This is a genomic window from Microbulbifer agarilyticus (assembly GCF_001999945.1).
Lineage (GTDB): Bacteria > Pseudomonadota > Gammaproteobacteria > Pseudomonadales > Cellvibrionaceae > Microbulbifer > Microbulbifer agarilyticus_A.
Window position 1 is genome coordinate 3,510,598 of the sequence record NZ_CP019650.1, and the last position, 9,931, is coordinate 3,520,528.

The following is a 9,931-nucleotide window of genomic DNA, read 5'->3' on the forward strand; positions in this document are numbered from 1 at the left end:
CTCAACCCTTAGAATTTCAGACCGGCTTCACGGGCAGCGTCAGCCAGGGCCTTAACACGGCCGTGGTATTTGAAACCGCTACGATCGAAGGCTACCGCTTCAACGCCAGCAGCTTTCGCACGCTCAGCGATCAGGGTGCCAACGGCTTTAGCGGCGTCGACGTTACCAGTTTTGCTTTCACGCAGGTCCTTATCCAGAGTAGAGGCGGTGGCCAATACCTTGTCGCCATCGGCGGTCAGGATCTGTGCGTAAATGTGGCGGGGAGTGCGGTTCACTGTCAGGCGAACGGCGCCCAGCTCACGGAACTTGGCGCGGGCACGACGTGCACGACGCAAGCGAGTTTGCTTCTTAACGTTCATATCTATGCCTTACTTCTTCTTGGCCTCTTTACGATACACGCGCTCGTCGGCGTAGCGGACACCCTTACCTTTGTAGGGCTCCGGCGGACGGAATGCGCGGATCTCTGCGGCCACTTGACCTAACAGCTGCTTATCGCTGCTCTTCAGTACGATTTCAGTCTGGCTCGGGGTTTCAGCAGTAACACCTTCCGGCAGTGCGTAATCTACCGGGTGAGAGAAACCGAGAGTCAGGTTAACGGTCTTACCAGATGCTTTCGCACGGTAACCTACACCGTTCAGCTGAAGTTTCTTTTCGAAACCCTGACTGACACCGACCACCATGTTGCTAACCAGCGCGCGGGTTGTGCCGGCGAGGGCACGTGCCTGCTTGGAACCATTGCGTGCAGCAAAGGTCAGCTGATTCTCTTCCTGTTTAACTTCAACGTCACTGTGCGCGGAGAAGTTCAGGTTGCCATTACCACCTTTCACAGCGATTTCCTGACCTGTAAGGCTCACGGAAACGCCAGCGGGGATACTTACGGGACTATTAGCTACTCGAGACATATTAACCCCCGCTTAGAATACGGTGCAGAGCACTTCGCCGCCGACACCAGCCTGACGGGCAGCACGATCAGTCATCACACCCTGAGAGGTGGAGACGATAGCGATACCCAGGCCACCGCGAACGGACGGCAACGCTTTCTTACCTGCGTAGTTACGCAGGCCTGGACGGGAAACCCGGTCCAGCTCAGCAATTACCGGCTTGCCCTGGAAGTATTTCAGTTCGATAGTCAGTTCAGGCTTGGCACCTTCGCTGACGGCTACTTCAGTAACGTAACCTTCGCTCTTCAGAACGTTTGCTACGGCTACTTTCAGTTTGGAAGAAGGCATAGAAACACTGCCCTTGCCGCGCGCCAAGGCGTTGCGAACACGGGTCAGCATATCTGCCAACGGATCTTGCATACTCATTACTTAAGACTCCTCAAGTGTGCCGTATTACCAGCTGGACTTAACCAGACCGGGGACATCACCACGCATAGCGGCTTCACGCAGTTTGTTACGGCACAGGCCGAACTTGCGGTAGACAGCGTGGGGGCGACCAGTGATACGACAGCGACGTTGCTGACGTACCGGGCTTGCATCGCGCGGCATTTGTTGCAGCTTGAGTTGAGCCTCCCAGCGCTCCTCATCGGAAGCACTGGCACTGGCGATGATCGCCTTCAGCTCTTGACGCTTTTCGGCGTACTTAGCTGCGGTTCGAGCGCGCTTGTTCTCACGCGCAATCATGGATTTCTTCGCCATGGAATCCTCTTAACCCTTGAAAGGGAAGTTGAATGCTTTCAGCAGTGCACGACCTTGTTCGTCGGTAGCTGCTGTAGTAGTGACACAAATATCCAAGCCACGAATTTTGTCTACTTTGTCGTAGTCAATTTCCGGGAAGATAATTTGTTCTGTTACACCCATTGAGAAGTTACCACGACCGTCGAACTGCTTCGGGCTAATGCCACGGAAGTCGCGGATACGTGGGATAGCGATACCAATCAGTCGCTCCAGGAACTCATACATGCGCTCACCGCGCAGAGTTACCTTACAGCCGATCGGCCATTCTTCACGGATTTTGAAACCCGCAATAGACTTTCGCGCTTTGGTCACAATAGGTTTTTGACCAGTGATAGCAGTCATGTCATTGACTGCATGTTCCAGTACCTTCTTATCACCAATGGCTTCACCGACACCCATGTTGACGGTGATTTTGGTGATGCGCGGCACGGACATTACGTTCTCAAGTCCCAGCTCTTCTTTAAGCTTGGACGCGAGTTCTTTGGTGTAGAGCTCTTTAAGCCTTGCCATGTTTTCCACCTGACTTATGCGTCAACGGCTTCGCCGCTGGATTTGAAGACGCGGATCTTAGTGCCATCTTCCAGTACTTTGAAGCCTACCCGGTCAGCTTTTTGGGTATTCGGGTTGAAGATGGCAACGTTGGAAGCCTGAATAGCGGCCTCTTTCTCAACGATCCCACCGGCAACACCCAACTGTGGGTTCGGCTTCTGGTGTTTTTTGATCATCTGAACACCGGATACGATCAAACGGCCATCGTTCAGCACCTTGGTTACGGTGCCACGCTTGCCCTTGTCGCGACCGGCGATAACGATCACTTCATCGTCACGCTTGATCTTGCGCATTACTCTTCTCCGCTCGTGGCTTAGATAACTTCGGGAGCCAGTGAGATGATCTTCATGAACTTCTCACCACGCAACTCACGAGTTACCGGGCCAAAAATACGGGTGCCGACCGGAGCTTGGTTCTGGTTCAGCAGCACCGCTGCGTTATCGTCAAATTTGATCAGGGAGCCGTCTGGGCGACGCACACCTTTTTTGGTGCGAACCACAACAGCGGTCATTACCTGACCTTTTTTCACTTTACCGCGAGGAATCGCTTCCTTAACGGTTACTTTGATAATGTCGCCAACACCAGCGTAGCGACGGTGGGAGCCGCCCAGCACCTTGATGCACATGACACGGCGAGCCCCACTGTTATCGGCTACTTCTAAGTAGGATTCTGTTTGAATCATTGTTCCTCTCCGAAAACCGGTTTAGGTTTTCACAGTCAATGGGCCCAGGATTAAACCTTCGCCGCACGCTCTACAATAGTTTGCAAGGACCAGGACTTACTCTTGGACAGCGGACGAGACTCTTCAATGGTCACAACATCACCGATGTTGCAGTCATTGTTCTCATCATGTGCCTTGAGCTTGGTGGACTTGTTCAAAATTTTGCCGTAGATCGGGTGCTTAACACGGCGCTCGATCAAAACGGTGATGGTTTTATCCATCTTGTCACTCACAACCTTACCGGTCAGAGTACGCTTCAGTTTTGCTTCAGCCATGATTAATTACCTGCCTTCTCGGTCAACACAGTCTTAATGCGAGCAATGTCGCGACGAGTCTGCTTCAGCAGATGGGTCTGAGTCAGCTGACCGGTGGACTTCTGCATACGCAGCTTGAACTGTGCTTCAAGCTGGGTAATTAGTTCCTGGTTCAGTTCTTCAACTGACTTTGAGCGTAGATCTGCAGTCTTCATTACATCACCGAACGCTTAACGAAAGTTGTCTTTACAGGCAGCTTGGCCGCAGCGAGGTCAAACGCTTCGCGAGCCAATTCTTCGGAAACACCCTCCATCTCATAGAGGACCTTACCTGGTTGAATCTGGGCAACCCAGTATTCAACGCTACCCTTACCTTTACCCATCCGAACCTCGAGAGGTTTGTTGGTGATGGGCTTGTCTGGAAACACACGAATCCAGATTTTACCGCCACGCTTAACGTGACGAGTCATTGCGCGACGAGCCGCTTCGATCTGACGCGCAGTAATGCGTCCACGACCGATGGCCTTGAGGCCGAACTCGCCAAAGCTCACTTTAGAGCCGCGCTGAGAAAGACCGCGGTTGCGACCCTTCTGTACCTTGCGGAATTTTGTACGCTTTGGTTGTAGCATCTGCGCACCCCTTACTTAGAAGCTTTCTTGCGAGGCTTCGCTGGTTTCTCTTCGGCAACTTCGTCACCGATGACTTCACCTTTGAAGATCCAAACTTTCACACCAATGATGCCGTAAGTCGTGCTGGCTTCAGCGGTGCCGTAGTCGATGTTGGCACGCAGAGTGTGCAGAGGTACACGACCTTCGCGGTACCATTCGGTACGTGCGATCTCGGCGCCGCCCAGACGGCCGCTAACCTGGATCTTGATACCTTGTGCGCCCTGGCGCATTGCGTTCTGTACGGCACGCTTCATAGCGCGACGAAACATAACGCGACGCTCCAGCTGCTGAGCAACGTTCTGGCCAACCAGAGTGGCGTCCAGATCAGGCTTACGCACTTCTTCGATGTCGATGTGCACGGGCACACCCATCTGAGCGCTCACTTCGTTGCGCAGACGCTCTACGTCTTCACCTTTTTTACCGATCACGATACCCGGACGCGCAGTGTGAATAGTCACACGAGCGGTGTTGGCCGGACGTTCGATCTCGATACGGCTCACAGAAGCGTGGGCCAGTTTTTTGCGAATAAATTCGCGAACTTTCAGATCCGTGTACAGCTTGTCTGCGTACTCGTCGCTGCCGGCATACCAAACAGAAGTATGCTTTTTAACGATACCCAGACGAATGCCGGTAGGATGTACTTTTTGTCCCATGGTTTTCTCGCCTGCTCTCTTATTTCTCGGCTACTTTCACAGTAATGTGACAAGTACGCTTCAGAATACGATCGGCACGACCTTTTGCACGCGGCTTAATGCGCTTCATGGTCATACCCTCATCCACGAAGATGGTGGAAACCTTCAACTCGTCGACGTCGGCACCTTCGTTGTGCTCGGCGTTGGCGATTGCAGATTCCAAAATCTTCTTGACGATCGCAGCACCCTTCTTGTGGCTGAAAGCCAGGATATCCAGGGCTTCCTCGACACCTTTGCCGCGAATCTGATCAGCTACCAGGCGCGCTTTCTGTGCCGAAAGACGAGCACCGCGTAGTTTTGCTTGCACTTCCATCTCTATAACCTCGGCTTAGCGCTTCTTCGCTTTCTTATCCGCGGCGTGGCCACGGTAAGTGCGGGTAGCGGCGAATTCGCCCAGCTTGTGGCCAACCATTTCTTCGTTGACCAGAACGGGCACGTGTTGACGACCGTTATGTACAGCAATCGTCAGGCCCACCATTTCCGGCATAACCATAGAACGGCGGGACCAGGTTTTAATCGGCCGGCGATCATTTTTCTCGATCGCTGCCTCCACCTTTTTGATCAAATGCAGATCAATAAAGGGACCTTTCTTTAATGAGCGTGGCACTGTCGATTCCTCTCTAGCAGCTCAGACATCGCGCGGCTTATTTGCCGCGACGACGTACAATCATGTTGTCGGTGCGCTTGTTCTTACGCGTTTTCTTACCCTTAGTCGGAACGCCCCAAGGTGTCACAGGGTGACGACCACCGGAGGTACGACCTTCACCACCACCATGCGGGTGGTCTACCGGGTTCATCGCCACACCGCGAACGGTAGGACGAACACCGCGCCAGCGTTTGGCACCAGCTTTACCCAGCTTGCGCAGGCTGTGTTCAGAGTTGCTCACTTCACCCAGGGTGGCGCGGCACTCAGACAGAACTTTACGCATTTCACCAGAACGCAGACGGATAGTCGCGTACTGACCTTCACGGGCAACCAGCTGTACAGAGGCACCGGCAGAGCGGGCCAACTGAGCACCTTTACCAGGCTTCAGCTCGATGGCGTGAATTACAGAACCAACCGGGATGTTACGCAGCGGCAGGGTATTACCTACAGCGATAGGCGCAGCGTCACCAGATTGGATCTTGGCACCGGCCTTGAGGCCTTTTGGCGCAATGATGTAACGACGCTCACCGTCGGCATAGCACACCAGGGCGATGTGCGCGCTGCGGTTCGGATCGTATTCCAGGCGCTCAACGGTGGCAGGAATGCCATCTTTGTTGCGCTTGAAATCCACTACGCGATAGTGATGCTTGTGACCACCACCGATATGACGGGTGGTAATGCGACCGTTGTTATTACGGCCACCGGTCTTGGACTTCTTCTCAACCAGCGGAGCGTAAGGCGCACCTTTGTGCAGGTCGGTGTTAACAACCTTTACCAGGTGACGACGGCCAGCAGAGGTCGGTTTTGCTTTTACAATAGCCATTGCAACTCTCCCCTTTACTCAGCGGCTTCGAAGTTGATGTCGCTGCCTTCGGCCAGACGAACGTAAGCTTTTTTCCAGTCGTTGCGCTGACCCATGCCAGTGCGAGTACGCTTGGTTTTGCCCTTAACGTTCACGGTGCGAACCTGCTCAACAGAAACGTTGAACAACTTCTCTACCGCGGCCTTGATTTCGGCTTTGGACGCGTCGGTGGTTACTTTGAAAACTACCTGGTTGGCGGCGTCCGCCAGCACAGCAGCCTTCTCGGAAATTACCGGGCCCAGCAGTACTTTGTAGATTCGCTCTTGGTTCATCCCAGCACCTCATCAATTTTCTTCAGTGCAGAAACGGTAACCACGACCTTGTCAAAGCGAATCAGGCTTACCGGATCGATACCCTGTACATCGCGAACATCGATCTTGTGTAGGTTGCGCGCGGCCAGGTAGAGGTTTTCATTAACCTCTTCGGTCACGATCAACGCGTCGGACAGATCGTACTGTGCCAGCTTGGTTACCAGCTGCTTGGTCTTCGGCGCTTCAACGTCGAAAGACTCAACTACAACCAGACGCTCCTGACGAGCCAACTCAGAGAGAATGCAGCGCAGTGCAGCGCGGTACATTTTCTTGTTGAGCTTCAAACTGTGATCACGCGGCTCGGCAGCGAAGGTTACGCCACCAGAACGCCACAGCGGGCTACGAATAGTACCAGCACGAGCACGGCCAGTACCTTTTTGGCGCCACGGCTTCTTGCCGCCGCCGGAAACCGCAGAACGGTTTTTCTGAGCCTTGGTACCTTGGCGAGCGCCAGCCATGTAGGCGACAACTGCCTGGTGCACCAGGTCCTGATTGAATTCACGACCGAAAGCCACTTCAGAGACTGCAACAGTGCCTTTAGCGCCTTCGGGAGTAGCGATATTCAGTTCCATATCTATTTCCCCTCAGACTTAGGCTTTAACTGCCGGACGAACGATAACGTCACCACCGGGAGCGCCAGGTACGGCACCTTTAACCAGCAGCAAGTTACGCTCGGCATCAACACGAACCACTTCCAGGTTTTGCGTGGTTACACGCTCAGCACCCATGTGACCGGCCATTTTCTTGCCTTTCCACACACGACCAGGAGTCTGGCACTGACCGATAGAACCGGGAGCGCGGTGAGACAGGGAGTTACCGTGAGTAGCGTCTTGGGTACGGAAATTCCAGCGCTTAACGCCACCCTGGAAACCTTTACCTTTGGAAGTGCCGGTTACGTCGATCTTCTGACCGGCTTCAAAGCCAGATACAGTGATTTCAGAACCGATTTCGAAGGACTCTTCAGAACCGTCAGTACGCAGTTCGAAAAGTGCAGAGCCAGCCTCAGTGTTGGCTTTGGCGAAGTGGCCCGCTTGGGGCTTGGAGACACGGGAAGCCTTACGGGAACCCACAGTTACTTGAACCGCGGAGTAGCCGTCAGTTTCCACAGTTTTCACCTGAGTGACGCGATTCGGAACTACCTCGATAACAGTTACCGGGATAGAAGCGCCATCTTCAGTGAAGACGCGAGTCATGCCGCTCTTGCGGCCGACAATACCTATAGTCATCTTTTCAACCTCTCAGTGCACGGGGCTTTAACCCACTGCGGCCGCCCAATTTCAGAGCGTTACACTACCCAGACCGTTTTCGCCTGGGATTCGGTAGTTAATTTAACGTGTTAGCCGAGACTAATCTGAACCTCAACACCGGCCGCCAGATCGAGCTTCATCAGCGCGTCAACGGTTTTCTCGGTAGGCTCTACGATGTCCAGCAAACGCTTGTGAGTACGAATCTCGTACTGGTCGCGCGCGTCTTTGTTGACGTGCGGAGAAATCAGTACGGTGTACTTCTCTTTACGAGTCGGCAGCGGGATAGGACCGCGTACTTGTGCGCCAGTGCGCTTGGCCGTCTCAACAATCTCCTGAGTAGACGCGTCGATCAGCTTGTGATCGAACGCCTTCAGGCGAATTCGGATGCGTTGACCCTGCATGGAATCAAACTCCAATAATAAAAGCTAAAGAACGTCCTTTTACGCAGCCCCGAGGGCGGGCGAAAAGGAGCGCGAATTCTACGGGCGAAGTTTTGAGCTGTCAACTGCTAATAGCGAACGCTCATGCGGGCATAGAACACGGCTGAATCCTGCTTGGGGGTCGCCTCTTTAGTAGGTTCTGCGTAGTTCATCGAGAGTGACCAGAAGGTGCCCGAAAGTGCCAATCCAACGCCACCCGCACCAAGCGGGGTTTCAACGTTAATTTTTTCCGTTCCGTCCGCACCACGGTCGAGAGATTTTGCCTCTCCGTAGTCAAAGAAAAGATATGGCTCTACGGTCACATCCCAAGGTTGCCAGCCATCGTAATGCAGCTCGGCCTGCCCATACCATCCCCGATCACCGCTGACAGCGCTGGGCAAGTAGCCCCGAATACTGGTGGGTCCACCGAGCGAGAAAGACAGCGAACCCGGCAGTTGCGCATCATTACTGTGCTGCCAAGAGGAAAGCAGGATGCCGTAGAAGCCTGTAGTGCCCGCGCGCACGTAACCGGTCAGCGCACCGTTATACAGGGTTTCCTGAGTAGCCTGGCGTGCAGAGCCTACGTCGGATTTGTCGTCAAAATCAGTGTAGGCCAGCATTTGGCGGCCGGTCACCTGCCAGTTGCGCCCTACCCAGTTGACGCTGACACCAACCTGACCCTGCAGGATAGCGTCATCACTAAAGACGACCCCAGCAATTTCAGTGGTAGAGCGGGTATAGCCCGCAGCGCCAAGCACATTCAGCCAGCCGCGCTCACCTGACCACGCCAGCCAGGAGGACTCGAGCCCGAGGCGGTGCGAATCGCCCTGTACCTCGGAAGTGGCAAAATCCCCCTCGGTCAAGTCTGTGCGAGTCAGTGACGCACTGCCGCCGACACGCCAAAGGGTACCGGGAAGCGGCCGGTTGTAGCTCAGACTGAGAGACTGTGCGCCCTCGCTACCCGACAGGTAAGCAATGGCGCGGTCGCCTCCGGAAAGCAGGTGCTGGCGGCGGTACATAAAACCGAGCGACTCGCGCCCGGAGCTCTCGTAGCCGTAGTTGTCGGCGAAGGTCTGGAAAAAGCCGCGCTCGGGCTCCTGCACGGTGACCACAATATCTGTCAGACCAAAGGATTCACCGCGACGCAGTTCCGCGCGAATGCGCTCGTCATGCAAGCGGTTGAACTCGAGGATATCCGCCTGCAGCCGCGGCATATCCACGGTTTCCTGCCCCTGGTGCTCGACCATCCACTCAGAGAAGAAGGCGTCCGGGGTGTATTCGTTACCTTCAAAGCGAATCTCACCCAGCTTGCCCTCGATCAGGCGAATCGATACCACACCCTCTTTTACTTCCTGCTGCGGCAACACCGCTACGGCGGTGTAGACCCCAGATTCGCGGTAGGTGCGGTTGATCGACTCTACGATCTCCATCAATTGGCTGTGGGCGACCTGCTGCCCCAGATAAGGTAGGACGATGTCCCGCAGTTGCTGCTCGGTAAGCAGCTCTGATGGACTGAAGCGCACACTGCGCAGCTCGAATATCGGCCCCTCCAGTTCTCGGGGATCTCCGGTCACTTCAACCTCATCGATCAGCCGCAAAGCCGGCATCGCAGGACGATCCATCAGCAACTGCTCGCGACGACGAATCTCCGCCGCCTGCTCCCCCGCATCGGCGCCGGGAATATGGTCGGGCAGATCAACTTCCGTCTGCGCCCAGGCACAGGGCACCGCCACTGCGAGCGCCAGTGCCTGCGCGAGTTTTCCAAATTCCAACCTTGCCACTTTCATCACCATTCAGGTTTATCGCCAATTCCCGGCGGCTCGTGCCGGGACGGCCGTGTTACATCTTTTATATAAACGTCGTTCACGCTTACCCCCTCAAACA

Annotated in this window: 19 protein-coding genes; all 19 read right to left on the minus strand. The window is 54.6% G+C overall.

Going from position 1 to position 9,931, the window contains the following annotated elements:
* Window positions 1-8: 8 nt before the first annotated feature.
* Window positions 9-359, minus strand: a complete 351-nt coding sequence (rplR, locus tag Mag101_RS14705) for a 50S ribosomal protein L18 (protein ID WP_010133831.1) — start codon at window positions 357-359, stop codon at window positions 9-11.
* Window positions 360-368: 9 nt separating this feature from the next.
* Entirely contained in the window at window positions 369-902 is a 534-nt protein-coding gene (gene rplF / locus Mag101_RS14710) for a 50S ribosomal protein L6 (RefSeq protein ID WP_077406652.1), read from the minus strand.
* Window positions 903-914: 12 nt separating this feature from the next.
* On the minus strand, window positions 915-1,307 hold the full coding sequence (gene rpsH, locus Mag101_RS14715; RefSeq protein ID WP_077406655.1) for a 30S ribosomal protein S8: 393 nt from the start codon (window positions 1,305-1,307) through the stop codon (window positions 915-917).
* A 27-nt stretch (window positions 1,308-1,334) separates the two neighbouring features.
* Complete coding sequence (gene rpsN, locus Mag101_RS14720; RefSeq protein ID WP_010133834.1) at window positions 1,335-1,640, minus strand: 30S ribosomal protein S14; 306 nt, start codon at window positions 1,638-1,640, stop codon at window positions 1,335-1,337.
* Between the two features lie 9 nt (window positions 1,641-1,649).
* The gene (gene rplE, locus Mag101_RS14725) at window positions 1,650-2,189 is read right to left on the minus strand and encodes a 50S ribosomal protein L5 (protein WP_077406658.1); all 540 of its coding nucleotides are present in this window, start codon (window positions 2,187-2,189) and stop codon (window positions 1,650-1,652) included.
* Between the two features lie 14 nt (window positions 2,190-2,203).
* Window positions 2,204-2,521 (minus strand): 50S ribosomal protein L24, encoded by a 318-nt coding sequence (rplX, locus tag Mag101_RS14730; protein WP_077406661.1) that lies wholly within the window; start codon window positions 2,519-2,521, stop codon window positions 2,204-2,206.
* Between the two features lie 20 nt (window positions 2,522-2,541).
* Complete coding sequence (gene rplN, locus Mag101_RS14735; RefSeq protein ID WP_077406664.1) at window positions 2,542-2,910, minus strand: 50S ribosomal protein L14; 369 nt, start codon at window positions 2,908-2,910, stop codon at window positions 2,542-2,544.
* Between the two features lie 50 nt (window positions 2,911-2,960).
* Complete coding sequence (gene rpsQ / locus Mag101_RS14740; RefSeq protein WP_077406667.1) at window positions 2,961-3,224, minus strand: 30S ribosomal protein S17; 264 nt, start codon at window positions 3,222-3,224, stop codon at window positions 2,961-2,963.
* Between the two features lie 2 nt (window positions 3,225-3,226).
* The gene (rpmC, locus tag Mag101_RS14745) at window positions 3,227-3,418 is read right to left on the minus strand and encodes a 50S ribosomal protein L29 (RefSeq protein ID WP_010133840.1); all 192 of its coding nucleotides are present in this window, start codon (window positions 3,416-3,418) and stop codon (window positions 3,227-3,229) included.
* Window positions 3,418-3,831 carry a 50S ribosomal protein L16 gene (rplP, locus tag Mag101_RS14750; RefSeq protein ID WP_077406670.1) on the minus strand — a complete coding sequence of 138 codons (414 nt, stop codon included), beginning with the start codon at window positions 3,829-3,831 and terminating at the stop codon, window positions 3,418-3,420. Before rplP ends, rpmC begins: the two co-directional genes overlap by 1 nt.
* A gap of 11 nt (window positions 3,832-3,842) precedes the next feature.
* On the minus strand, window positions 3,843-4,523 hold the full coding sequence (gene rpsC / locus Mag101_RS14755) for a 30S ribosomal protein S3 (RefSeq protein ID WP_077406673.1): 681 nt from the start codon (window positions 4,521-4,523) through the stop codon (window positions 3,843-3,845).
* Between the two features lie 19 nt (window positions 4,524-4,542).
* Window positions 4,543-4,875, minus strand: a complete 333-nt coding sequence (gene rplV / locus Mag101_RS14760; protein WP_010133843.1) for a 50S ribosomal protein L22 — start codon at window positions 4,873-4,875, stop codon at window positions 4,543-4,545.
* Between the two features lie 15 nt (window positions 4,876-4,890).
* Window positions 4,891-5,169 carry a 30S ribosomal protein S19 gene (gene rpsS / locus Mag101_RS14765; protein WP_010133844.1) on the minus strand — a complete coding sequence of 93 codons (279 nt, stop codon included), beginning with the start codon at window positions 5,167-5,169 and terminating at the stop codon, window positions 4,891-4,893.
* 37 nt (window positions 5,170-5,206) lie between these two features.
* Entirely contained in the window at window positions 5,207-6,031 is an 825-nt protein-coding gene (gene rplB, locus Mag101_RS14770; RefSeq protein ID WP_077406676.1) for a 50S ribosomal protein L2, read from the minus strand.
* Window positions 6,032-6,045: 14 nt separating this feature from the next.
* Window positions 6,046-6,342: a 50S ribosomal protein L23 gene (rplW, locus tag Mag101_RS14775; RefSeq protein ID WP_077406679.1), complete on the minus strand. Its 297-nt coding sequence runs from the start codon at window positions 6,340-6,342 to the stop codon at window positions 6,046-6,048.
* Complete coding sequence (gene rplD / locus Mag101_RS14780; protein ID WP_077406682.1) at window positions 6,339-6,953, minus strand: 50S ribosomal protein L4; 615 nt, start codon at window positions 6,951-6,953, stop codon at window positions 6,339-6,341. Before rplD ends, rplW begins: the two co-directional genes overlap by 4 nt.
* Before the next feature lie 18 nt (window positions 6,954-6,971).
* On the minus strand, window positions 6,972-7,607 hold the full coding sequence (rplC, locus tag Mag101_RS14785; protein ID WP_077406685.1) for a 50S ribosomal protein L3: 636 nt from the start codon (window positions 7,605-7,607) through the stop codon (window positions 6,972-6,974).
* Window positions 7,608-7,717: 110 nt separating this feature from the next.
* Window positions 7,718-8,029 carry a 30S ribosomal protein S10 gene (rpsJ, locus tag Mag101_RS14790; protein ID WP_010133849.1) on the minus strand — a complete coding sequence of 104 codons (312 nt, stop codon included), beginning with the start codon at window positions 8,027-8,029 and terminating at the stop codon, window positions 7,718-7,720.
* A gap of 107 nt (window positions 8,030-8,136) precedes the next feature.
* Entirely contained in the window at window positions 8,137-9,828 is a 1,692-nt protein-coding gene (locus Mag101_RS14795; RefSeq protein WP_198040001.1) for a ShlB/FhaC/HecB family hemolysin secretion/activation protein, read from the minus strand.
* Window positions 9,829-9,931: the final 103 nt, after the last annotated feature.

Coding starts and splice junctions, on each gene's coding strand:
- rplP (WP_077406670.1), bottom strand. CDS start 3,831: ATGCTACAACCAAAGCGTACAAAATTCCGCAAGGTACAGAAGGGTCGC.
- rplW (WP_077406679.1), bottom strand. CDS start 6,342: ATGAACCAAGAGCGAATCTACAAAGTACTGCTGGGCCCGGTAATTTCC.
- rpsH (WP_077406655.1), bottom strand. CDS start 1,307: ATGAGTATGCAAGATCCGTTGGCAGATATGCTGACCCGTGTTCGCAAC.
- rplR (WP_010133831.1), bottom strand. CDS start 359: ATGAACGTTAAGAAGCAAACTCGCTTGCGTCGTGCACGTCGTGCCCGC.
- rplF (WP_077406652.1), bottom strand. CDS start 902: ATGTCTCGAGTAGCTAATAGTCCCGTAAGTATCCCCGCTGGCGTTTCC.
- rpsJ (WP_010133849.1), bottom strand. CDS start 8,029: ATGCAGGGTCAACGCATCCGAATTCGCCTGAAGGCGTTCGATCACAAG.
- rpmC (WP_010133840.1), bottom strand. CDS start 3,418: ATGAAGACTGCAGATCTACGCTCAAAGTCAGTTGAAGAACTGAACCAG.
- rplV (WP_010133843.1), bottom strand. CDS start 4,875: ATGGAAGTGCAAGCAAAACTACGCGGTGCTCGTCTTTCGGCACAGAAA.
- rpsN (WP_010133834.1), bottom strand. CDS start 1,640: ATGGCGAAGAAATCCATGATTGCGCGTGAGAACAAGCGCGCTCGAACC.
- rplE (WP_077406658.1), bottom strand. CDS start 2,189: ATGGCAAGGCTTAAAGAGCTCTACACCAAAGAACTCGCGTCCAAGCTT.
- rplD (WP_077406682.1), bottom strand. CDS start 6,953: ATGGAACTGAATATCGCTACTCCCGAAGGCGCTAAAGGCACTGTTGCA.
- rplX (WP_077406661.1), bottom strand. CDS start 2,521: ATGCGCAAGATCAAGCGTGACGATGAAGTGATCGTTATCGCCGGTCGC.
- rplN (WP_077406664.1), bottom strand. CDS start 2,910: ATGATTCAAACAGAATCCTACTTAGAAGTAGCCGATAACAGTGGGGCT.
- rplC (WP_077406685.1), bottom strand. CDS start 7,607: ATGACTATAGGTATTGTCGGCCGCAAGAGCGGCATGACTCGCGTCTTC.
- rplB (WP_077406676.1), bottom strand. CDS start 6,031: ATGGCTATTGTAAAAGCAAAACCGACCTCTGCTGGCCGTCGTCACCTG.
- rpsQ (WP_077406667.1), bottom strand. CDS start 3,224: ATGGCTGAAGCAAAACTGAAGCGTACTCTGACCGGTAAGGTTGTGAGT.
- rpsC (WP_077406673.1), bottom strand. CDS start 4,523: ATGGGACAAAAAGTACATCCTACCGGCATTCGTCTGGGTATCGTTAAA.